This is a genomic window from Polaromonas sp. CF318, from assembly GCF_000282655.1.
Taxonomy (GTDB): domain Bacteria; phylum Pseudomonadota; class Gammaproteobacteria; order Burkholderiales; family Burkholderiaceae_C; genus Polaromonas.
Window position 1 is genome coordinate 91,451 of the sequence record NZ_AKIV01000135.1, and the last position, 22,048, is coordinate 113,498.

22 protein-coding genes and 1 riboswitch are annotated in these 22,048 nt (G+C 66.2%); of the genes, 14 read left to right on the forward strand and 8 right to left on the reverse strand.

Annotated elements, in window-relative coordinates:
* The first annotated feature begins 17 nt into the window (after positions 1–17).
* Positions 18–112, forward strand: a riboswitch (S-adenosyl-L-homocysteine riboswitch).
* Between the two features lie 15 nt (positions 113–127).
* From metH to PMI15_RS20380, 4 genes are all read left to right on the forward strand, one after another.
* Positions 128–2,881, forward strand: a complete 2,754-nt coding sequence (gene metH / locus PMI15_RS20365; protein WP_007873826.1) for a methionine synthase — start codon at positions 128–130, stop codon at positions 2,879–2,881.
* Positions 2,882–3,065: 184 nt separating this feature from the next.
* On the forward strand, positions 3,066–3,878 hold the full coding sequence (locus tag PMI15_RS20370) for a glycine zipper 2TM domain-containing protein (protein ID WP_007873827.1): 813 nt from the start codon (positions 3,066–3,068) through the stop codon (positions 3,876–3,878).
* 157 nt (positions 3,879–4,035) lie between these two features.
* Complete coding sequence (locus tag PMI15_RS20375; protein ID WP_007873828.1) at positions 4,036–5,253, forward strand: M23 family metallopeptidase; 1,218 nt, start codon at positions 4,036–4,038, stop codon at positions 5,251–5,253.
* Between the two features lie 54 nt (positions 5,254–5,307).
* On the forward strand, positions 5,308–6,636 hold the full coding sequence (locus PMI15_RS20380; protein WP_157214689.1) for an HdeD family acid-resistance protein: 1,329 nt from the start codon (positions 5,308–5,310) through the stop codon (positions 6,634–6,636).
* A 12-nt stretch (positions 6,637–6,648) separates the two neighbouring features.
* Here PMI15_RS20380 and PMI15_RS20385 read toward each other — a convergent pair whose 3' ends face one another.
* On the reverse strand, positions 6,649–8,199 hold the full coding sequence (locus PMI15_RS20385) for a YifB family Mg chelatase-like AAA ATPase (protein ID WP_007873830.1): 1,551 nt from the start codon (positions 8,197–8,199) through the stop codon (positions 6,649–6,651).
* A gap of 311 nt (positions 8,200–8,510) precedes the next feature.
* Between PMI15_RS20385 and glnK the strand changes: the two genes are divergently transcribed.
* The 8 genes from glnK (at position 8,511) to PMI15_RS20430 (ending at position 15,722) form a co-directional block, all read left to right on the forward strand.
* Positions 8,511–8,849 carry a P-II family nitrogen regulator gene (gene glnK / locus PMI15_RS20395; protein ID WP_007873831.1) on the forward strand — a complete coding sequence of 113 codons (339 nt, stop codon included), beginning with the start codon at positions 8,511–8,513 and terminating at the stop codon, positions 8,847–8,849.
* Positions 8,850–8,880: 31 nt separating this feature from the next.
* Positions 8,881–10,437, forward strand: coding sequence for an ammonium transporter (locus PMI15_RS20400; protein WP_007873832.1), 1,557 nt, complete (start codon positions 8,881–8,883; stop codon positions 10,435–10,437).
* 150 nt (positions 10,438–10,587) lie between these two features.
* On the forward strand, positions 10,588–11,502 hold the full coding sequence (locus PMI15_RS20405; RefSeq protein ID WP_036840372.1) for an SMP-30/gluconolactonase/LRE family protein: 915 nt from the start codon (positions 10,588–10,590) through the stop codon (positions 11,500–11,502).
* Positions 11,503–11,571: 69 nt separating this feature from the next.
* Complete coding sequence (gene glcE, locus PMI15_RS20410) at positions 11,572–12,666, forward strand: glycolate oxidase subunit GlcE (protein WP_007873834.1); 1,095 nt, start codon at positions 11,572–11,574, stop codon at positions 12,664–12,666.
* A gap of 7 nt (positions 12,667–12,673) precedes the next feature.
* Complete coding sequence (locus tag PMI15_RS20415) at positions 12,674–13,450, forward strand: YoaK family protein (protein WP_007873835.1); 777 nt, start codon at positions 12,674–12,676, stop codon at positions 13,448–13,450.
* Between the two features lie 4 nt (positions 13,451–13,454).
* A complete protein-coding gene (gene glcF, locus PMI15_RS20420) occupies positions 13,455–14,717 on the forward strand; it encodes a glycolate oxidase subunit GlcF (RefSeq protein ID WP_007873836.1) in 1,263 nt (420 codons plus the stop codon).
* Between the two features lie 184 nt (positions 14,718–14,901).
* Positions 14,902–15,276 carry a VOC family protein gene (locus tag PMI15_RS20425; protein WP_007873837.1) on the forward strand — a complete coding sequence of 125 codons (375 nt, stop codon included), beginning with the start codon at positions 14,902–14,904 and terminating at the stop codon, positions 15,274–15,276.
* A complete protein-coding gene (locus tag PMI15_RS20430; RefSeq protein WP_007873838.1) occupies positions 15,273–15,722 on the forward strand; it encodes an EVE domain-containing protein in 450 nt (149 codons plus the stop codon). The genes PMI15_RS20425 and PMI15_RS20430 overlap by 4 nt, the downstream gene beginning before the upstream one ends.
* Before the next feature lie 12 nt (positions 15,723–15,734).
* On the opposite strand, the gene PMI15_RS20435 is transcribed toward PMI15_RS20430, so the two are convergent.
* Positions 15,735–16,202 (reverse strand): Lrp/AsnC family transcriptional regulator, encoded by a 468-nt coding sequence (locus tag PMI15_RS20435; protein ID WP_007873839.1) that lies wholly within the window; start codon positions 16,200–16,202, stop codon positions 15,735–15,737.
* 143 nt (positions 16,203–16,345) lie between these two features.
* Between PMI15_RS20435 and PMI15_RS20440 the strand changes: the two genes are divergently transcribed.
* Positions 16,346–16,570, forward strand: a complete 225-nt coding sequence (locus tag PMI15_RS20440; RefSeq protein WP_007873840.1) for a DUF6356 family protein — start codon at positions 16,346–16,348, stop codon at positions 16,568–16,570.
* Positions 16,571–16,640: 70 nt separating this feature from the next.
* On the opposite strand, the gene PMI15_RS20445 is transcribed toward PMI15_RS20440, so the two are convergent.
* The 3 genes from PMI15_RS20445 to PMI15_RS20455 are packed head-to-tail and all read right to left on the reverse strand — an operon-like array spanning position 16,641 to position 18,397.
* Positions 16,641–17,171, reverse strand: a complete 531-nt coding sequence (locus PMI15_RS20445; RefSeq protein ID WP_007873841.1) for a GNAT family N-acetyltransferase — start codon at positions 17,169–17,171, stop codon at positions 16,641–16,643.
* Between the two features lie 5 nt (positions 17,172–17,176).
* Complete coding sequence (locus PMI15_RS20450) at positions 17,177–17,761, reverse strand: helix-turn-helix domain-containing protein (protein WP_007873842.1); 585 nt, start codon at positions 17,759–17,761, stop codon at positions 17,177–17,179.
* 57 nt (positions 17,762–17,818) lie between these two features.
* Positions 17,819–18,397, reverse strand: a complete 579-nt coding sequence (locus tag PMI15_RS20455) for an N-acetyltransferase (RefSeq protein WP_007873843.1) — start codon at positions 18,395–18,397, stop codon at positions 17,819–17,821.
* 58 nt (positions 18,398–18,455) lie between these two features.
* On the opposite strand from PMI15_RS20455, the gene PMI15_RS20460 reads away from it, so the two are divergent.
* Positions 18,456–19,148: a YafY family protein gene (locus PMI15_RS20460; protein WP_007873844.1), complete on the forward strand. Its 693-nt coding sequence runs from the start codon at positions 18,456–18,458 to the stop codon at positions 19,146–19,148.
* Positions 19,149–19,171: 23 nt separating this feature from the next.
* On the opposite strand, the gene PMI15_RS20465 is transcribed toward PMI15_RS20460, so the two are convergent.
* The 3 genes from PMI15_RS20465 to lplT are packed head-to-tail and all read right to left on the reverse strand — an operon-like array spanning position 19,172 to position 21,919.
* Positions 19,172–19,657 (reverse strand): glutathione peroxidase, encoded by a 486-nt coding sequence (locus PMI15_RS20465; protein ID WP_007873845.1) that lies wholly within the window; start codon positions 19,655–19,657, stop codon positions 19,172–19,174.
* A 46-nt stretch (positions 19,658–19,703) separates the two neighbouring features.
* Positions 19,704–20,639 (reverse strand): DMT family transporter, encoded by a 936-nt coding sequence (locus PMI15_RS20470; protein WP_007873846.1) that lies wholly within the window; start codon positions 20,637–20,639, stop codon positions 19,704–19,706.
* The gene (gene lplT, locus PMI15_RS20475) at positions 20,639–21,919 is read right to left on the reverse strand and encodes a lysophospholipid transporter LplT (protein WP_036840337.1); all 1,281 of its coding nucleotides are present in this window, start codon (positions 21,917–21,919) and stop codon (positions 20,639–20,641) included. Before lplT ends, PMI15_RS20470 begins: the two co-directional genes overlap by 1 nt.
* Positions 21,920–22,048 lie beyond the last annotated feature (129 nt).

Here is a 22,048-nt window from a genome sequence, read left to right on the forward strand (position 1 = left end):
GGCGTTTAAAATAAGGCCAACCCAAGGAGCGTTGCAGCGGAACCCAGCGTCCGTCAGGCTTGGGTTACGGCGGCCGCCGCGCGGCGGCCTTCTGCAACGACGCTCACCTTAGCCCCAAGGTGAGTCCGTGTCCGAAACCGAAAATTCCGTCTCCGTCCCCCCCATGAAGCTGTCCGGCCTGGAGCCGGTCGACATAGGCGCGGGCACCCTGTTCGTCAACATCGGCGAGCGCACCAACGTCACCGGCTCCAAGGCCTTCGCCCGCATGATTTTGAACGGTGAATACGAGCAGGCCCTGGCGGTAGCCCGCCAGCAGGTGGAAAACGGCGCGCAGATCATCGACATCAACATGGACGAGGCCATGCTGGACAGCCAGGCCGCCATGGTGCGCTTCCTGAACCTGATCGCCAGCGAACCCGACATCGCGCGCGTGCCCATCATGATCGACAGCTCCAAATGGAGCGTCATCGAGGCCGGCCTGCGCTGCATCCAGGGCAAGGGCATCGTCAATTCGATCTCCATGAAAGAGGGCCTGGAGCCCTTCAAGCAGCAGGCCAAGCTGCTCAAGCGCTACGGCGCCGCCGCCGTGGTGATGGCCTTCGACGAAAAAGGCCAGGCCGACACTTACGAGCGCAAGATCGAGATCTGCGAGCGCGCCTACCGCGTGCTGGTCGACGAACTCGACTTCCCGCCCGAGGACATCATCTTCGACCCCAACATCTTCGCCATCGCCACCGGCATCGAGGAGCACAACAACTACGCGGTCGACTTCATCAACGCCACGCGCTGGATCAAGCAGAACCTGCCCGGCGCCAAGGTCTCGGGCGGCGTGTCCAACGTGTCCTTCAGCTTTCGCGGCAACGACCCGGTGCGCGAAGCCATCCACACCGTGTTCCTCTACCACGCGATCCAGGCCGGCATGGACATGGGCATCGTCAACGCCGGCATGGTCGGCGTCTACGACGACCTGGACCCGGTGCTGCGCGAGCGCGTCGAGGATGTGGTGCTCAACCGCACGCCCGTCTACAAACCCGGTGAGCCCGAGCTCACGCCCAGCGAGCGCCTGATCGAAGTGGCCGAAACCGCGAAAAGCGGCGCCAAGGACGACAGCAAGAAAAACGAATGGCGCGCCCTGCCGGTGCGCCAGCGCCTGTCGCATGCGCTGGTCCACGGCATGAACGAATTCATCACCGAAGACACCGAAGAGATGTACCGGGAGATTCTTGCCGGGGGCGGCCGCCCGCTGCATGTCATCGAAGGCCCGCTGATGGACGGCATGAACGTGGTCGGCGACCTGTTCGGCCAGGGCAAGATGTTTTTGCCCCAGGTGGTCAAGAGCGCCCGCGTGATGAAACAGGCCGTGGCGCATCTGCTGCCTTATATAGAGGCCGAAAAGTTGCAGCTCGAAGCCGCCGGCGGCGACGTCAAGACCAAGGGCAAGATCATCATCGCCACCGTCAAGGGCGATGTGCACGACATCGGCAAGAACATCGTCACGGTGGTCCTGCAGTGCAACAACTTTGAAGTCGTCAACATGGGCGTGATGGTGCCCTGCCATGAGATCCTGGCGCGCGCCAAGGTCGAGGGCGCCGACATCGTCGGGCTGTCCGGCCTGATCACGCCCAGCCTGGAAGAGATGCAGTATGTGGCCGCCGAAATGCAGAAGGACGAGCATTTCCGCATCAAGAAAATCCCGCTGCTCATAGGCGGCGCCACCACCAGCCGGGTGCACACGGCCGTCAAGATTTCGCCGCACTATGAAGGTCCGGTGGTCTACGTGCCCGATGCCTCGCGCAGCGTGAGCGTGGCGCAAAGCCTGCTGTCCGACCAGGCGGCCAAATACATCGACGAGCTCTACGCCGACTACGACAAGGTGCGCACCCAACACGCCAACAAAAAACAGGTGCCCATGTGGCCGCTGGCCAAGGCGCGCGCCAATGCCACGCCCATGGACTGGGCCGGCTATACGCCGCCCGTGCCCAAGTTCATCGGCCGGCGCGTGTTCAAGAACTTCGACCTGGCCGAGCTCGCGCACTACATCGACTGGGGCCCCTTCTTCCAGACCTGGGACCTGGCCGGGCCTTTCCCGGCCATCCTGAAAGACGAGGTGGTGGGCACCGAGGCCGTGCGTGTGTACGGCGACGCGCAGCGCATGCTCAAGCGCCTCATCGAAGGCCGCTGGCTGACCGCCAACGGCGTGATGGCTCTCTACCCGGCCAACAGCGTGGGCGACGACATCGAGATCTACACCGACGAGACGCGCAGCGAAGTCGCCATGACCTGGTACGGCCTGCGCCAGCAGACCGAAAAAACCGCGATCGACGGCGTCATGCGGCCCAGCCGGTGCCTGGCCGATTTCATAGCGCCCAAGGGCATTGCCGACTACATCGGCGTCTTCGCCGTGACGGCCGGCATAGGCGCCGAGAAGAAGGAGAAGTACTTCCTCGACGACCACGACGACTACTCGTCCATCATGCTCAAGGCGCTGGCCGACCGCCTGGCCGAGGCCTTCGCCGAAAGCCTGCACCAGCGCGTGCGCAAGGACTTGTGGGGCTATGCGCCCGCCGAATCGCTGGACGGCGAGGCGCTGATCGCCGAAAAATACCAGGGCATACGCCCGGCGCCCGGCTACCCGGCCTGCCCGGACCACAGCGTCAAGAAAGAGATGTTCGAGCTGCTCAAGGCCGGCGAGATCGGCATGACCCTGACCGAAAGCCTGGCCATGACCCCAGCGGCCAGCGTCAGCGGCTTTTACCTGAGCCACCCGCAAAGCACCTACTTCAACGTCGGCAAGATAGGCGACGACCAGCTGCAGGACCTGTCGCAGCGGCGTGGCCTCAAGGCGGATGAACTGCAGCGCCTGCTCGCACCGAATCTTTAAAAACCACTCAGAACCCTCCTGGAACAACCGTTTCCAGGATGGTCGCCGCCATTCGCATTTACGGCGACTTTGCCGCAGAATAAGCAGCGTTTACATAAATACACAGCCGCTTGCCAAAGCGTGTTTACTTTCACGGCATGGGAAACGTTGAACAAGCGATCTGATCTCAATAGAGGGAATTGCCATGAACATATCCACTGAAAACCTCCAGCCCGGCCAGCAGGCCTCGTCGGCCAACAAGCCCTTGTGGGCCGCCGTCGGCATTCTGGGCGTCGCCGTCCTGGCCATGGGCGGCACCATGATTTACCAGATGCGCAACCCGGCAGGCGCCACGCCGCCGGTGGCGCTGGCCACCCCGCAGGCAACGCCGCAAGCGGCTGCGCCCCTGGCCGCGGCCAGCAGCAGCGCCAGCGCCGCGGACGATCTGGCCGAGAAGCCGGCCGCAGCCCCCGCCAAACCCGCCCCCGTTCCCGCCAAGAAGGTGGCCAAGCCCACGCCCAAACCGGCGCCCGCGCCCAGCTACGCCGGTATTTCGCCCGCTCCCGGCCCCACGCCCGCGCCGGTTGCCGTGGCCGCGGTCTGCCATGTGTGCGGCGCCGTTGAATCGGTCACGCCCGTTGAGCGCTCCACCAAACCCGCCGGTGTCGGCGCGGGCGCCGTCGCCGGTGGCGTGCTGGGCGCCGTGCTCGGCAACCAGATCGGCCATGGCGGCGGCCGCACCGCGGCCACCATCCTGGGTGCGGTCGGCGGCGGTTTTGCCGGCAACGCAATCGAAGGCCATATGCGCAAGGAAACCGTCTACCAGGTCGGCGTGCGCATGGAAGACGGTTCGCAGCGCATGGTGGAAGTGGCGCGCGCCCCCAGCGTGGGCAGCCGCGTGACGGTGGAAGGCAATGTACTGCGCACCAACGACGGCGCCGTTTACGGTCCCAAGCCGCCGCCCGCGCCCGTGGCCGCGCAGCCGCAGGAGACTTCGCCTTACTACGGCGGCCGCTAAGCCCCCCGGGGGCATCGCCCCTTCAACGGACTCTCAAAAAAACCCCGCAACGCCCGCCGCGTTGCGGGGTTTTTTTATGGCCCCAGGGCACGCGCGAAGGGGTGCCGTCCCCGGGGCTTGGCGCTATGATGACCCGGACCATCACAAGGAGGATCGCATGCGGCGTTTTTTCATGCTCCTGCTGGCTCCGTTCATGTTTGCCGGCAGTTTTCAGGCGATGGCGGCGGGGCCCAAGGCGGGCCTGGACAAGTTCGAATTCGCGGGCGCGCACGACCAGAACACCCCTGTGCTGCTGAGTGCCGCCTCGCGCCCCGTGCCCTTTCTCGGTGCCGACGGGCGCGTGCACATCGACTACGAGCTGCAGGTGATCAATGCGCGCGCCGTGCCCGTCAAGCTGGTGTCGCTGGAGGTGCTGGACGCCGGCTCCGGCAAGGTGCTGGCCAGCGTGTCCGGCGCCGAAGTGGCGCGCACTTTCTCCCTGCTGGGCGGCGCCGCCACCGACAGCATGGACGCGGCACAGGCCGGCTTCTTCTGGATCGACGTGGTGCTGGAGCCCGGCCAGCCCCTGCCGAAAGCGCTGTCGCACCGCGTGGTGACGGCCGGCGCGGAGGTCAGGCTCACGGCCGCCGTCAAACCTGCGAGCGAAGGCACGGTCCAGACCACGCAGACCGGCGGCAATGTGGCCATCAGCACCCGGCCGGCGCCGCTGATAGGCCCGCCGCTGGAGGGAACGGGCTGGGTGGCCTTTAACGGCTGCTGCAAGGAAGTCCCGCACCGGCGCGCCGGCATTCCCGTCAACGGCGTGCTGTATGTGAGCCAGCGCTTTGCCATCGACTGGATCAAGCTGGACGCGAACTCGCAGCAAAGCAACGGCGACAGCAACAAGAACGCAAACTGGCCGACCTACGGGCAAAAAGCCATTGCCGTGGCCGACGCCAAGGTGGTGTCGGTGCTCGACGGCCTGCCCGAGCGCGTGCCCAATGCCTTGCCGCCCGACACCACCATGCAGAACGTCACCGGCAACCACGTGGTCCTGGACCTGGGCCGCGGCTACTACGCGTTTTACGCCCATCTGCAGCCCGGTTCGCTCAAGGTGCGCATCGGCGACCGCGTCAAGCGCGGTCAGGTGCTGGCGCTGCTGGGCAATTCGGGCAACACCACGGCGCCACACCTGCATTTTCATGTGTCGGACGGCATGGGCCCGCTTTCGTCCCAGGGCCTGCCTTATGTGATCGACGCTTTTGTCGTCAAGGGGCTGGCCACCGACGCCACCGAGCAGGGCAAGGTTGTCGTCCAGCCGCTGCCCCAGCAGGGCCCGCAGCGCGCGGCCCTGCCCATGGATGCCTATGTGGTGGATTTCCCGGCCTTGAAGTGAAACCCGGCCTTGCCGGCCGGCCTGGACGGCGGCGCGGCGGCACAGCAAAAAAACATGTTCAGACTTGCGTTGATTCTTTTTGGCGGCGACGCGCTGGTCAGGCGCTGGAAAATTTTCATGGCGGCGGGTGTGCTGACCGCCCTCTTGGGCATCCTGCTATTGGTTGACCTGGTTGATGGCGTGGCCGATGTGGCCACCTGGGTGCTGGGCGCGGTGCTGCTGGCCCAAGGGTTGGTCGAGCTGGTGGTGGGCGCTACCCACGCGCGGGAGCGGCGCCGTTTTGAGATGCTGCGCGGCGCGGCCATGGTGGTGTTCGCCTGCCTGGTGCTCGATTTCCCCTGGGACAACTCGATTGCCGCCGGCATCCTGTTCGGCGCCGCATTCACTTTCAACGGCCTGATCCGCATCGCTTCCAGCTGGCTGATCCGCTACCCGAGCTGGCGCAAGTCCAACCTGATAGGCTGGGCCTACCTGGTCATGGCGCTGCTGCTGTTGACCAACTGGCCGGTGCCCTCGAGCATGAATGTGTCGCTGTGCACCGGCCTGGCGCTTGTCGCAGGCGGCCACATCCTGATGCGCGGCGCCTGGCGGCTCAGGCGCCTGCCGCGCGGCTCACGTCTCGCGGCCGTCGAGCTTTACCAAGGCACCCGCGTCCTGCCGCCCGACGCGGCGCCGCCCAGCGCCGAGGTGCTGGCCGCCAATGCCGCCGCCGGCCACATGGTGGTGCACGTATGGACGGCGGTCGACGCGGTCGACGGCGACCAGGACCGCATACGCCTTCCACTGATCGAGCGCTACATCGCCTCCATGACCAAAAAGGGCCGCGTCTCCACCGGCCACGTGGCGCTGGAGTGCGAAGACGGCCTGTACATCAGCCATCACCCGCGTGTGCGCCTTGCGATCACGCAAGCCAACCTGGTCGACCACCTGCGCGCCACCTCCGGCAACGACCATCCCGGCGTCTGGCTGCCGTCCTATGCCGAGGAAGCCGCGGCGACCCGGCCGTCCACGCACAAGATTCTTTTTCGCGCCTACAACCGCGCCTACCTGCAGGCCTTCTGGGACGCCTACCGCCAGGACGACACCTACAACCTCACTTCCCGCAACTGCTCCGTCGTGGTGACGCAGGCCGTGGACGCGGCCATGGAAGGCGTGTTCGCCGACAAGCCCTTCTGGCGCACGCTGCTGCGGCTGGCGCTGCACCCGGACGTCTGGATGGCGGGCGGCGCCCGGGTGCGCGCCGAGGCCATGGCCTGGACGCCGGGGCTGGCGCTCGACTACGTGAGCGCGATCCGGCGCATCACGCACCCGCGCCACGACCTGAAGGTGCATCTTTCGCGCTGGTGGAAAACCCGCAAGGCGCGCAGGCTGCGCGTGGACTGAAGCGTCAGGCCCTCACTGGGCGGCCTTGAGCGCGCGCCGGTACTGCACCGCTTCTGCGACATGGACCGTCTGCACCACCTGCGCGTCGGCCAGGTCGGCAATCGTCCTGGCGACTTTCAGGCAGCGGTGAATGCTGCGCCCCGACCAGCCCAGGCGGGCCGCCGCGGTGTTGAGGAATTTGGCGGCCGCGTCATCGAGCTGGCATTGCGCGTCTATGGCCTGGCCCGCCAGCGCCTGGTTGGTGCTGCCTTGCCGGGCCAAGGCGCGCTCGCGCGCCGCGACGACGCGGCGCCGGATGTCGGCCGTGGCCTCGCCGGGCGGTGTGTTCACGAGTTCATCTGCCGCCAGGGCGCCGACTTCCACATGCAGGTCTATGCGGTCCAGCAGCGGGCCGCTGAGTTTGCCCTGGTAACGCGAGACCTGCTCGGGCGAGCAGCGGCAGGCCCGCAGGCTGGAGCCCAGGTAGCCGCAGGGGCAGGGGTTCATGGCCGCGACCAGCTGGAAGCGGGCCGGGAACTCGGCGCGCTGGGCGGCCCGCGAGATCGTGATGCTGCCGGATTCCAGCGGCTCGCGCAGCGCCTCCAGCGCCGCGCGCGGGAACTCGGGCAACTCGTCGAGGAACAGCACGCCGCGGTGCGCCAGCGAGATCTCGCCGGGCCGCGGCGGCGAACCGCCGCCGACCAGGGCCACGGCACTGGCGGTATGGTGGGGCGCGCAGGTCGGGCGCAGCGCCCATTTATCCAGCGAAAAGCGGCCGCCCAGGGAGGCCACCGCGGCGCTTTCCAGCGCCTCTTCGGTGCTCATGGCCGGCAGCAGGCCGGCAAAGCGCTGTGCCAGCATGGATTTGCCGGAGCCGGGCGCGCCCATCATCAGCACGCTGTGGCCGCCGGCGGCCGCGATTTCCAGGGCGCGCCGGGCTGCGGCCTGGCCTTTCACGTCGGCCAGGTCCGGGTAGGCCGACTGCGGGGGCGGCGGTGCCGGTTTCACCCGCGACCAGCCGTCCAGCTCCTCCACGGGGGCATCCCCCGGCAAAAACTGCCTGACCACATCGAGCAGGTGCAGCGCCCGGAATATCTCCGCGCCGGGCACCAGGGCCGCTTCCTGGGCGCTGGCGTCCGGTAGCACCAATTTGGGCAGTTTTTCGGCGCCGGCGGCGTCGCGCCCGGGGCGGGCCAGCGCCAGGCTCATGGCCAGCGCGCCGCGCACGGGCCGCAGGTCCCCGCCCAGGGACAGCTCGCCGGCGAATTCATAGCCTTCGAGCTTGCGGGCGTCAACCTGGCCGCTGGCCGCCAGGATGCCCAGGGCAATCGGCAGGTCGAAGCGGCCGGAATCCTTGGGCAGGTCGGCCGGCGCGAGGTTGACGGTGATTCTTTTATTGGCGGGAAACTCCAGGCCGGTGTTCTGGATGGCGGAGCGCACGCGTTCGCGGGCCTCCTTGACCTCGGTTTCGGCCAGGCCGACCAGCGTGAAACTGGGCAGGCCGTTGGCCAAGTGGACCTCGACGCGGACGGGCCGCGCCTCCAGCCCCAGCAAGGCGCGGCTGTGCACTAAAGACAAACTCATGAATTGACTCCCTGGTGATGCTCCAAAGTTGTGCGTGATGAACGCCCCAATCTGGTGCTTATCGTATTTTTTTGGATCCCAGTGTTCAACGTGACAAGCGCGAAGTGGGTGGACTGCGCCCGGAAAAGGGGCTTGCTTTGGCACGGTACGTGCTACGAAGACTTCGTGGAATCTGGGAATAGGACCTTTTCCGCAACCGTCGAAATCCCTGACTCAGAGCGCCTGATCTTTACGCCCACAAAAACCGTAAAGCAGCTGGAGTGGCGCACCGAGGGGCCGCTTCTTTATTCATCCTTGGAGGAAACCTGAACATGAAACTCGTAACGGCCATCATCAAACCGTTCAAGCTGGACGAAGTGCGGGAAGCGCTGTCCGGTATTGGCGTGCAAGGCATCACGGTCACTGAAGTCAAGGGCTTCGGCCGTCAGAAAGGCCACACCGAGCTGTACCGCGGTGCGGAATATGTCGTCGACTTCCTGCCCAAGGTCAAGATCGAGGCGGCTGTCTCCGACGACCTGGTGGATCGCGTGATCGAAGCGGTCGAGGGCGCGGCCCGCACCGGCAAGATCGGCGACGGCAAGGTCTTTGTCTACAACCTCGAGCAGGTCGTGCGCATCCGCACCGGTGAAACCGGCAAGGAAGCGCTGTAAGGCTCAATCCACACAAAAAGAGAATATCGACATGAAAAAACTACTTGCTTCCCTTGTATTGGGACTGAGCCTGCTGACGACAGGCGCCGTCATGGCACAAGCCCCGGCCGCCGCGCCCGCCGCTTCGGCAGCCGAAGCCAAACCGGCTGAAGCGGCCGCTTCCGCAGCGCCCGCAGCCGCGGCTGCCGCCGCCCCGGCCGCCGCCGCAGCGGCTTCCGCACCCGCAGCGGCCGCCTCCGCAGCGCCTGCGCCCGTTCCCAACAAGGGCGACACCGCCTGGATGATGGTTTCCACGCTGCTGGTCATCATGATGACCGTGCCCGGCCTGGCGCTGTTCTACGGCGGCCTGGTCCGCAGCAAGAACATGCTGTCGGTGCTGATGCAGGTCATGGTCACCTTCTCGATGATCGTGGTGCTGTGGTTCATCTACGGCTACAGCCTGGCTTTCACCGAGGGCAACGCCTTCTTCGGCGGCTTCGACCGGCTCTTCATGAAGGGCATCTGGGACAACGTCGCGGGCACCTTCGCCAACGGCGCGACCTTCAGCAAGGGCGTCGTGATCCCCGAGATCGTGTTCGCCGCCTTCCAGGCCACCTTCGCCGGCATCACCTGCGCGCTGATCGTCGGCGCCTTCGCCGAACGCATCAAGTTCTCCGCCGTGCTGCTGTTCATGGCCATCTGGTTCACTTTCAGCTATGCGCCTATCGCCCACATGGTCTGGTTCTGGATGGGCCCTGACGCCTACACCGGCAAGGAAGTCGCCGACGCCATGAGCGCCAAAGGCGGCTACATCTGGCAAATGGGCGCCCTGGACTTCGCGGGCGGTACCGTGGTGCACATCAACGCCGCCGTCGCCGGCCTGGTCGGTGCCTTCTGCATCGGCAAACGCATCGGCTACGGCAAGGAAGCCATGGCGCCTCACAGCCTGACCCTGACCATGGTCGGCGCCGCGCTGCTGTGGGTGGGCTGGTTCGGCTTCAACGCCGGTTCCGCCCTGGAAGCCAACGGCTTCGCCGCCCTGGCCTTTATCAACACCCTGGGTGCCACCGCAGCCGCCGTGCTGGCCTGGTGCGTCGGTGAAGCGCTGATGCGCGGCAAGGCCTCCATGCTGGGTGCCGCCTCCGGCGCCGTCGCCGGCCTGGTGGCCATCACCCCCGCAGCCGGCAACGTCGGCATAGGCGGCGGCCTGGTCATCGGCCTGATCGCCGGCTTCGCCTGCCTCTGGGGCGTGAACGGCCTGAAGAAACTGCTGGGCGCTGACGACTCGCTGGACGTGTTCGGCGTGCACGGCGTGGGCGGTATCCTGGGCGCATTGCTCACCGGCGTCTTCAATTCGCCCGCACTGGGTGGCCCGAGCTTTGTGGGTGACTGGGTGACCGCCACGGCTGTGACGCCCGACGCCTACACCATCGCCGGCCAGGTCTGGATCCAGGCCAAGGCCGTGCTGATCACCATCGTCTGGTCCGGCGTGGTCTCCTTCATCGCCTACAAGGTGGTGGACCTGACCATCGGCCTGCGTGTCAGCGAAGAAGACGAGCGCGAAGGCCTGGACATCACGTCCCACGGCGAAACCGCTTACAACCGCTGATACGGCGGACGGGCCGCCCTGGAGGCGGTCCGGCCCTATTAGATATTTACTGAGAGTCTCCTTTGGATGTTCAGCCCGCCGGTGCAAACCGGTGGGCTGTTTTTTTTGGCGCTACAGTGGCGGCTGTCCACACAAAACGAAGGTACCGTGATGACCTGGCAAACCCTTGCTGCACCGCCCAGCGGACTCGGCGAATCGCCGTTCTGGCATCCCGACGAGCAGATGCTGTACTGGATAGACATTCCCGGCCGGCAACTGCACCGCTGCAACGTTTTTATGGGCACGGTGGAAAGCTGGGCCATGCCTTCCGAGCCCGGCAGCATCGCGCCGGCGCGCAGTGGCGGCCTGGTGGTCGCGCTGCGCGACGGCATTTACCGCGCCAGGGAATGGGGCGGAGAACTGCGCCAGCTCATGCGGGCCGACCACGACACGGCGACCACGCGCTTTAACGACGGCAAGGCCGATCCGCTGGGGCGCTTCTGGGCCGGCACCATGTACGAGCCGCGCGATAAATCCACGGCCCAGCTGTTTTCGCTGGATTGCCGCGGCGGCCGTGCACCCGTGGTCGAGCGCAAGGCGGGCGATGCCGTCATCGCCAACGGCCTGGCCTGGTCGCCCGATGCCGCCACGGTCTACTGGTCCGACACGCCGCGCCACATCATTCGCGCTTGGGACTGGGATGCCGAGCGCAACACCATGACCGAGCCCCGCGTGTTCGCGCAGTGGCCCGGCAAGCCCGAGGGCTGGCAGCCCGGTATGGCCGGCTACGGCGGCCGGCCCGATGGCGCCGCGGTGGACCGCGAAGGCAACTATTACGTCGCGATGTTTGAGGGCGGGCGCATGCTCAAGCTCTCGCCCGCCGGTGCACTGCTGGCCGAGTTCGCCGTGCCGGCGCGCTGCCCCACCATGCCCTGCTTCGGCGGCGACGACCTCAAGACCCTGTACCTCACGACGGCGCGCTACAACCGGCCCGCGCAGGAATTGCGGGACTATCCCGATTCGGGCTGCGTGTTTTCCATGCAGGTCGAGGTACCCGGCCTGCCGGTCAATTTTTTCCAGGATTGAGGCCACCGGAAAAAACCGAACAGGCCGCGTTCAAAAAAATCAACATCACGCCGGCCCGCGCGGCTTACCATGGGCGCCATGCTTGCAGATACTGATATGAGCGCCGCACTGGCCGAACGCGTGCGCAGCGCGGCCGCCGCCGGCACGCCGCTGCGCGTGCGCGGCGGCGGCAGCAAGGATTTTTACGGCCAGGCGCTCACGGGCGGGGTCCTGGACATCCGGCCGCACCGCGGCATCACAAGCTACGAGCCCAGCGAACTGGTGGTCACCGCGCGCGCCGGCACGCCGCTGGCCGAACTCGAAGCGCTGTTGGCCGCGCAAGGCCAGTGCCTGCCCTTTGAGCCGCCGCATTTCGGCGGCGCGGACGCCCAGGCCACCGTGGGCGGCATGGTGGCCAGTGGCCTGAGCGGCCCGGCCCGCGCCAGCGTGGGCGCCGTGCGCGACTACATGCTGGGCGTGGTCCTGCTCAACGGCAAGGGCGAGCGCCTGGTCTTCGGCGGCCAGGTCATGAAAAATGTGGCCGGCTACGACGTCTCGCGCCTGATGGCCGGTTCGCTGGGTACGCTGGGCGTGCTGCTGGAGGTCTCCCTCAAGGTTTTGCCGCTGGCGCCGCAAGAGGCCACGCTGGTGTTTGAGCTCGACGAAGCCGCCGCCTTGCAGCAGCTCAACCGCTGGGGCGCCATGCCCTTGCCCGTCAACGCCTCCTGCTGGCGGGAAGGCCGCCTGTGGGTGCGCCTGCGCGGGGCAAAAGCCGCTGTCGCCGCCGCGCAAAAATCCATGGGCGGAGAAGTTCTGGACAACGACGCGGCCCGCCATTGGACCGCGCTGCGCGAGCAAACCCAGCCCTTCTTTGCCTTGCAGGACGATGAATCGCTGTGGCGGCTCAGCCTGCCCGACACGGCGCCGCCGCTTGAGCTGGGCGAGACGCTGGTGGAATGGGGCGGCGCGCAGCGCTGGATCAAGCGGCCTGACGGTGATGCGGGGCTCATCCGTGAAGCGACGGCACAAGCTTCAGGCCATGCCACGTTGTTTCGCTCGGCCGGCAAATCCGTGCCGGTGTTCTCCGCGCTCAAGCCGCCGCTGGACCGCATACACCGCGAACTCAAAAAACAGTTCGACCCGGCCGGCGTGTTCAACCCGGGCCGCCTCTACGCGGACTGGTAAACAAGCCATGCGACGCCTTCGCCACTTGACCGGGCAGCACCGCACGCCCTATATGAACCGCCTGCTGGGCGGCTTGCTGGCTTTCAACGCCGGTGCCATCAACGCAGGCGGTTTTCTTGTGGTCGGCATGTACACCTCGCACATGACGGGCTTCGCCTCGCTGCTGGCCGACAACCTGGTCCTGGGCCACATGGCGCTGGTGCTGGGCGCCGTCGGGGCTCTGCTGGCCTTTACCACCGGCGCCGCCGTGACCGCCGTGCTGGTGAACTGGGCGCGCCAGAACCACCTGCGCAGCGAATACGCGCTGCCCCTGCTGCTGGAGGCCGTACTGATGCTGCTGTTCGGCCTGCTGGGCGCGACACTGAACCGCCAGACCCCTTTCGCCGTGCCGCTGACCGTGCTGGTGCTGGCCTTCACCATGGGGCTGCAGAACGCGCTGGTCAGCAAGATCTCGTCCTCGCAGATCCGCACCACCCACATGACCGGTGTGATCACCGACCTGGGCATAGAGCTCGGCAAGATGTTCTACTGGAATCGCACGGCCAGCCCGCCTGAGTCGCGCGTGCGCGCCAACCGCATCAAGCTGCGGCTGTTCGGCACCTTGCTGGCCATGTTCATCGCCGGCGGCGTGGTGGGTGCGGCCGGCTTCAAGTACATCGGCTTTATCTGGGTCATGCCGCTGGCGCTCATGCTGCTGATGCTGTCCCTGCCGCCCCTGTATGCCGATTACCGGCGCGCCGCCAGGCGCAAGGCCCTTGCCGTGGCCCTGAAAGAGGCGCCCTGACACCATGCAAACCCATCTTTCCCCCGAATTCAGGAACAGCGATCAAGGCCGCGAGGCCGAAGCGATACTGCGCAAGTGTGTGCACTGCGGTTTTTGCACCGCGACCTGCCCGACCTACCAGCTGCTGGGCGATGAACTCGACGGCCCGCGCGGCCGCATCTACCTGATCAAGCAGGTGCTTGAGGGCGAAGCGCCCACGCGCAAGACCCAGTTGCACCTGGACCGGTGCCTGACCTGCCGCAACTGCGAAAGCACCTGCCCCAGCGGCGTCGAATACGGCCACCTGGTCGACATAGGCCGCAAGCTGGTCGACGAGCGTGTGCCGCGCCCGGCCGGCGAGAAGGCCCTGCGCTGGGCGCTCAAGGAAGGTTTGCCTTCGCCGCTGTTTGCGCCCGCCATGAAAGCGGGCCAGGCTGTGCGCGGCCTGCTGCCCCAGGCCCTGCAAAACAAGGTCCCGAAAAAACAGGACGCCGGCGCCTGGCCGCAACGCGCACATGCGCGCAAGATGCTGATGCACGAAGGCTGCGTGCAACCGGCCATGATGCCCAACATCAATGCCGCGACCGCGCGCGTGTTGGACGCGGCCGGCATAGAAACCCTGCTGGCGCCCAAGGCCGGCTGCTGCGGTGCGGTGAAATTCCACCTCAACGACCAGGAAGGCGGCAAGGCCCAGATGCGGCGCAACATCGACGCCTGGTGGCCGCACGTGACGGCGGGCGAGGGCGGCGACGGCGGCGGCGTGGAAGCCATCGTCATGAACGCCTCGGGCTGCGGCGTCACCGTCAAGGACTACGGTCACATCCTCAAGGATGACCCGGCCTATGCGGCCAAGGCCGCGCGCATCAGCGAACTCACGCGCGACCTCAGCGAGCTGATGCCCGAACTGGTGGGCGAGTTGCGGGGCAAGGTCAAGGCCGGTGCCGGCGCGCTGGTGTTCCACCCGCCCTGCACCCTGCAGCACGGTCAGCAGCTGCGCGGCGGAGTGGAGACGCTGATGGGTGCTCTGGGTTTCACGGTGACGCTGGCGGCTTGCGAATCCCACCTGTGCTGCGGCTCAGCGGGGACTTACTCGGTGCTGCAGCCCGACATCGCCTACCAGCTGCGCGACCGCAAGCTGGGCAATCTGCAGGCCTCGGCGCCCGACACCATCATCTCGGCCAATATCGGCTGCATCACGCACTTGCAAAGCGGCACGGGGACACCGGTGCGGCATTGGGTGGAAGTGCTGGATTCCGCGTTGATGTCCAGAGGTGGGCTAAACACCTGACCAGCCGGGGTCGCGGAACTGGCTTTGCCAGGCCGCAGGCGCAGCGCCCCCTTATCTGAGGAAAGGGGCAGCGCAACGCCGCAGGCTCACGAAGTGAAAAGCGTGGGGGCCAACATCCTCCTGACACCACGTTGTCAGTAGCCCCCCAGCATCATCAAGGCTTCTTCAACACAAGGAGCCTTCCATGAAAAACGCCATCAGCTGGTTTGAAATCCCCACCACCGACCTCAACAAGGCCCAGGCCTTTTACGAAGCCATGCTCGAATGCAAGCTGCGCCGCGAACCCATGGGCCCGTCCGAAGGCGCGGTGTTTCCTTATGAGGCGGAAGAGGGCGTGGGCGGTGCTCTGTTGGCCGGCCCCACCGCGCCGGCGCCGGCATCGAATGGAACCCTGATTTACCTCGATGCCTCGCCCTCGCTGGACGCCGCGCTGGCACGCGCCGTCAAGGCCGGCGGCAAGGTCGCGCTGCCGCGCCAGGCGCTGCCGCCCGGCCTGGGATTTTTCGCCCACATCACCGACCTGGACGGCAACCGCGTCGGCCTGCACGCCCCGGCATGACCCGCAGGAACTGGATAGCCGTCGCCAGCGCCGAGCATGCGCGGCGCGGGTGTGCGGCGCCGGACACCGGCTACATGCAGGTCTGCCACGGCAAAAGCGCGCCGCTCAGGCGCATGTCGGCCGGCGACCGGGTGGCCTACTACTCGCCCGCGCTGACCATGGGCGGCAAGGACAAACTCCAGCGCTTTGTGTCCATAGGCCTGGTGCGGGCCGGCGAGCCTTACGCCTTTGACATGGGCGGCGGTTTTGTGCCTTTCCGCCGCGACGTGGCCTATGTGGCCGCGCAGGAAGCATCCATACTGCCGCTGCTCGATGATTTCGAGTTTGTGGAGGACCGCCAGCGCTGGGGCTACAAGTTCCGTTTCGGCCTGTTTGATATCAGCGATCACGACATGCGATTGATTGCACAGGCCATGCGGGCCGATGGCGCGATGCTGGGGTTTTGACGCGTCCGGCCTTCAGGCTTGGAGCGCGTAATCCATGGGGAGGGCGGTGGTGTGCTTGACCACCTCCATCACAAAGCCCGAACTCACGTCCTGCAGTTCGGCGACCTTGATCAGGCGCTTGTACACACTGTCGTAACCGGCGATGTCGGGCACCACGACCTTGAGCAGGTAGTCGATATCTCCCGTCATCCGGTAGACCTCCACCACCTCGCGGATGGCGACGATGCCTTTGACGAAGCGCTGGGTCCACGCATCGTTGTGCACGCTCGCGCGGATGCTCACGAAGGCGGTCAGGCCCAGATTGAGCTTGACAGGGTCGCACAGGGTGACCTGCTGCTTGATGACGCCTTCGTCGCGCAGCTTCTGGATTCGCCGCCAGCAGGGTGTCGGTGAAAGGCTGACGGCCTGCGCCAGATCATTGAGCCCCATCGAGGCATCGTCTTGCAACAGCTCCAGGATTCTGATGTCTTTTTTGTCCATGTGGCCACATTATTAGAAATTAATTCTAATTATGAGGAGATTTCTAGCTGGATTTGCAACTTATTTTCCGATCCGCAGGCCTATGATTCCTGGCAGGCATTGATGCAAACGGGGCGCAAACCCGAAACTCGACGGATACGACCATGGAAAAAATTCTCCAGCTGTTCAAGGAACACCCTGACTCCGTAGGGGAGAGTTATTTCGAGCACATGTCCGCTTCCTTTTCATTTGCCCTGCCGCTGCTGTCGGCGGCCATCGCCGCGTTCATCCATGGCGTTTTCCCCTTCTTTTTCGTCAGGACGGGAAGTCGCATCGTCACGCGCCTGCATGAGCGCATGGTGGTTCATCGCACGGGTAAGAAAGCCTGAAAACAGCGGCGCACGCGCCGCGGGGCCTTGCGCCTGCCGCAGGCGCGCAAACAGCCCACAACAACTTCCGTCAGGCGAGCTCGCGGTAAAACACCGTCGTGCCCACCAGCCCGCCGCGCGGCAACAGCGCATAACCGGGAATCACGCCCACGCGCTGCCAGCCCAGGCGCAGGTACAGGCGCTCGCCGCTGTCGCCGGTGACGGTGTCCAGCACCAGCAGCGTTTTGCCGCAATCGCGCGCCATCCCCTCGGCGGCGCGCATCAGCGCCTCGCCCAGGCCCTGGCGGCGGCAACGCCGGTGCACCAGCATCTTGGCCAGGTCGGCGCGGTGCGGCTGGTTCTCGGGCTGGGCCAGCACCAGCTGCACCGTGCCGCAGATGCCATGGCCATCCTCGGCCACCAGCAGCGCGCGCTCGCCCGCCGCCACGCCTTCGGCCACGCCGCGCCAGAAGGCTTCAGCGCGTTCGCGCGGCAGCGGATGCATAAAACTCACCGAGGCGTCGCCTTCCACGCAGTCGATCAGCACATCGGCAAGCTCGGCGAGCTGCGCATCATTCACGGATTGCAGCCGCCGCAGCGACCAAAGTGTGGCGTTCATCATGGTGTTCAAGCCGGCTCGGTGGCGATCACCACCGCATAGCGCGCGGGTTTTCGCGTCGGGTTGTGGAACATCGTGGGGCGGTCCAGCCGCATGGCCAGGCAGTCGCCTTCGCGCAGCGCGTGGCGCGTTTCGCCCACGGTGATGTCAATCGTGCCTTCGAGCACCCACACCTGCTGGTGCACACGCGCGTCGCGCGCGCCGGTCTCAAAGGCGACGCGCCCGCCCGGCGGGAAATGCACTTCGACAATCTGCATGGGCTGCGGCACGCCGGGCGGCGAGATATTGCGCCGCACATAACCCGAAGCCGGGTCTTGCCACTGCACTTGGTCGGCATGGCGCGCCACCGGGCTGGCGGGCGCCTGGACGGCGGGGGCGTCAAACAGCGAGGCCAGCATCACGCCCAGGCCGGTGGCCAGCCGCTCCAGCACCACGGCGGTCGGGCTGCTCTCGCCGCGCTCTATCAGTGAAATCATGGAACGGCTCACGCCGCTTTTGGTGGCCAGCGCTTCCAGCGACAGGGCTTTGGCGGCGCGCAGCTCACGCACGCGTTCAGCGATGCGCTGGTTCAGGTCGGAGGGGGGTTCTGTCATGATGGAATTTATTTTCCATCATATTAGAAGTGCTGTCCAGTCCGCGAGCGGGATCACTCAGACAGGTTTGAGCCGCACCACAGGACGCTGCGGCTTGCGGCGTGCGACCTCCTCAAAGCCGGCGTCGTCGTACATGGACTTGGCGCCGAACCACATGCTGTCGTCCTGGGCACGGCCGGGCTTGTCCACGGGGTAGGCCTCCAGCAGTGTCACGCCCTGCTTTTCGGCATAGGCAATCGCCCCGTCCAGCAGCGCCCGCGCGACACCCTGGCCGCGGTGTTCCGCGGGCACGACAAAACAGATGATGGACCAGACGGGCTTGTCATCGACCGGTTTCATCACCGGTGAGCGCTGGAGCTTGGCGTAGTCCTCGCGCGGCCCCAGCGACACCCAGCCGACGGGCAGCTTGCCGCGATACCCGATCAGGCCGGGCGGGGTATCGCCGCGGGTGAGTTTTTTGAGGTCGGCGCGATTGGCCTGGGCCGCCGTGGTGCCCGCAGGCAAGGGCCCGCGGGCACCGCTGCGGCGGTAAAACATGCACCAGCAACCGCGCGCCACCGAGCAGCCTTTGGCGTTGAAGAGCGCTTCAAGATCGGGCCAGCGCTCAGGTGTGAGAGGCAGGACGGTGAGCTTCATGGGGCTGGGGGGACGAACCGGTGTTAGCACTATAGCGCTCCCCTATCATCTACCCACCATGCGCCGCGCCGACCGCCTTTTCCATCTAGTCCAGCTGATCCGCGGCCGCCGCCTGAGCACCGCTGAGTTCCTGGCCAAGCGGCTTGAGGTGTCGGAGCGCACCATCTACCGCGACGTGGCGGACCTGCAGCACCAGGGCGTGCCCATCGAGGGCGAGGCCGGCGTGGGTTACCGGCTGGGTGCGGGCTTTGATTTGCCGCCTTTGATGTTCACGCAAAAGGAAGCCAATGCGCTGGCCGCTTCGGTGCGCCTGGCCCAGGCCTGGCTGGACCCGGCCATGGCGGGCGATGCGGAATCAGCCTGGAGCAAGATTTTTTCGGTGCTGCCGCCCACGGCGCGTGCGGCGGCCGAGGGTGTGCCGCTGTATGCGGTGGTGATCAATCCCGATGAGGCCACGCAGCGCAGCCTGCAGCTGCTGCGCGAGGCGGTGCATGCGCGTTCCAAGGTGAGGGTGCGCTATCTCGATGGGGCAGGGCGCGAAAGCCGGCGCGTGCTCTGGCCGCTGGGCTGTTTTTACTGGGGCAGCGTCTGGACGCTGGGCGCCTGGTGCGAGGCCCGGCAGGACTTTCGCAGCTTTCGTGTGGACCGCATGGCCGCGATCGACGTGCTGGACGAGCGCGTGGGCCACGAGCCCGGCCGAACGCTGGCGGATTATTTGCGCGCCGTCAAAGCCGGCCCCAAGCCTCCCTGAGTTACACGCAGAGCGGCGCTGCCTCAGGCGGCGAGTGCGGCTTCAATATCCTTGGACAGGTCGGCCGGTTTGTCGGTGGGCGCATAGCGCCTGATCACCTTGCCGTCCTTGCCGACCAGGAATTTGGTGAAGTTCCACTTGATGGATTTGCTGCCGAGCAGGCCGGGCGCTTCGACCGACAGCCATTTGTAGAGCGGGTGCGCGGCCGGGCCATTGACGTCGATCTTGGACATCATGGGAAAACTCACGCCGTAGTTGACCTGGCAGAAAGACTCGATCTCGCCATCGGCGCCCGGGTCCTGCGAGCCGAACTGGTTGCAGGGAAAGCCCAGCACCGCCAGGCCTTTGCCCGCGTACTGCTTGTGCAGCTCTTCGAGGCCGCCGAACTGCGGCGTGAAGCCGCATTTGCTGGCGGTGTTGACGATCAGCATGACCTTGCCCTTGAAGCCTGCCAGCGAAATGTCCTGGCCGTTGATCTGGCGCGCTTCGAAATCGTAGACGGTGCTCATGGTGTCTCCTGGTGCGGTTGTTGCCGGCGTTATCCCGGTTGCCGGCTCACTGCGATTCTGCACCGCCCGGCGCGGTTTGGGCAGACGCCGATGGCGCCATGGCCGCCAGCAGCGCGGCCAGCACGATCAGGCTGCCGCCCAGCAGGATGCGCGGCGTGAGTTCGGCGGCGCCCAGCGCGGCCGAGGACAGGCTGGCGAACAGGATTTCGGTCAGCATCACGATGGCCGTGGTGCCGGCGGCCAGGCGCGCCGCGCCGTATTGCAGGCTGGCGTTGCTGGCCATGAAGGCCAGCGCGAGCCCCAGCACCACCGGAATGCCCGCCAGCGCCAGCGCCGGCGCGGGCACCACGGTTTGCGACATGCCGACCAATGCGACGCAGGCCGCCATCAGGCCGCTGCCGCCGAACATGGCCAGCATGCGCGATTCGCTGGGCGTGTGGTGGTATTTGCGCAGCACGGCATTGGTCAGCGCGAAGCTCAAGCCGCCCATGATGGCCAGCCAGTCGGCACCGCCTTGCGGTACGGGCCAGGGGGAGTCGGGCCCCTTGAGCACAATCAGCACGCCGGCCATGGCCAGCAGCAGGCGCAGCAGCGAGGCCGGCGTGGGTTTTTCGCCCAGCATGGCCCAGGCCACCAGCACCGACCAGGCCGGCATCAGGTAGAACAGCAGCACCACGCGCACCACGTCGCCCACGGTCACAGCCCAGTTAAAACCCACATTGGTCAGGCCCGAAGCCGCCGCCAGGAACCACAGCTGCGGATGCGCGACAAAACCGCGCCAGGCTTTCGGCAGCAAGACCAGCAGCCCGGCCACCACAATCGCATAGACCAGCGCCGTGGTCCACAACGGGTGCAGGCCGTGGCCCTGGAGCTGGCGCAGCGGCCACCAGGAGACGCCCCAGATGAAGGCATTCAGGGTGAGGGCGAGAACGGCTTTGGGCGTGCCGCCGCGCACGCCGCCGCGGTTTACGTCGACCTGCATCAGTGGGATTTATCGCTGCGGGCGATGCTCAGCAGGTGGTCGACCTGTTCCTTGTGTTTGACAAGGTTGTGCTTGTGCCAGCGCTGGATCACCCACATGAAGCCGGCCACCACGATGCCGAAGGCGGTGATGGCGCCAAAGGCCGACAGGCCCATGCCGGTGGACAGGCTGTAGAAAGCGCCCAGGCTCAGGATGCAGGCCTGTTCGTTGAAGTTCTGCACCGCGATGGAGCGGCCCGCGCCCATGAGGTTGTGGCCGCGGTGCTGCAGCAGCGCATTCATGGGCACGACCAGGAAGCCGCCCAGGCCGCCCAGCAGAATCAGGAAAGGCGCGGCCACCCAGACGCTGCCGATGAAATTCATCAGCACGACCAGCAGGCCCATGGCAATGCCCAGCGGCATCACGCTGGTGGCCTGGTCCAGCCGCATGCGCATGGAGGCCAGCACGGCGCCCACGGCCGTGCCTATGGCCACTACGCCGACCAGCGAGGAGGCCTGCGAGGTGCTGTAGCCCAGGGCCGCGGCGCTCCAGGCCAGCACGATGTAGCGCAGGTTGCCGGAAACGCCCCAGAACAAGGTGGTGGTAGCCAGGGAGATCTGGCCCAGCTTGTCGCGCCACAGCGCCGAATTGCAGTTCCAGAAGTCGGGCAGCAGCTCGAGCTTGTTGCGCGGCATGGGCCGCATCTCGACGCCGGTGTCGGGGATGCGGGTGTTGAACCAGGCCGCGATGATGTACAGCAGGATCAGCACGGCGATGGCCGCTTCGGGCGCGGAGTCTATGCCGGTGTCGAAAACCGGGAAGTCAAACGACAGCAGCAGGTGGGACACCGTGTGGCCGACCAGCTGGCCACCCAGCAGCACACCCAGGATGATGGAGGAAATCGTCAACCCCTCGATCCATCCGTTGGCCTTGACGAGCTGCGAGGCCGGCAGCAGTTCGGTGAGGATGCCGTATTTGGCCGGCGAATAGGCCGCGGCGCCCAGCCCGACGATGGCGTAGGCCAGCAGCGGGTGCGAGCCGAACAGCATCATGAGACAGCCTATGACCTTGATCGCGTTGCTCACGAACATCACGTTGCCCTTGGGCCGCGCGTCGGCGAAAGCGCCGACAAAAGGCGCCAACACCACGTAAAACAGGGCAAACATGGGCACCAGCGCCGCCGGCTGCCACTTGGGCGCCCCGCTGGTCTTGAGCAGCTCCACGGCGGCCACAAACAGCGCGTTGTCAGCCAGCGAGCTGAAAAACTGGGCCGCCATGATGGTGTAAAAACCGCGCTTCATTAAACTGTTGTGGTCATTGCGGCACTGCATCAGCCGATCTGATGCTGCAAGATATGGATGAATGTCTCCGGACGATTCCGGTTTATAGCATGGGGGGCGGTGTCAGAATGCAGAAAGACCTTGGAACCG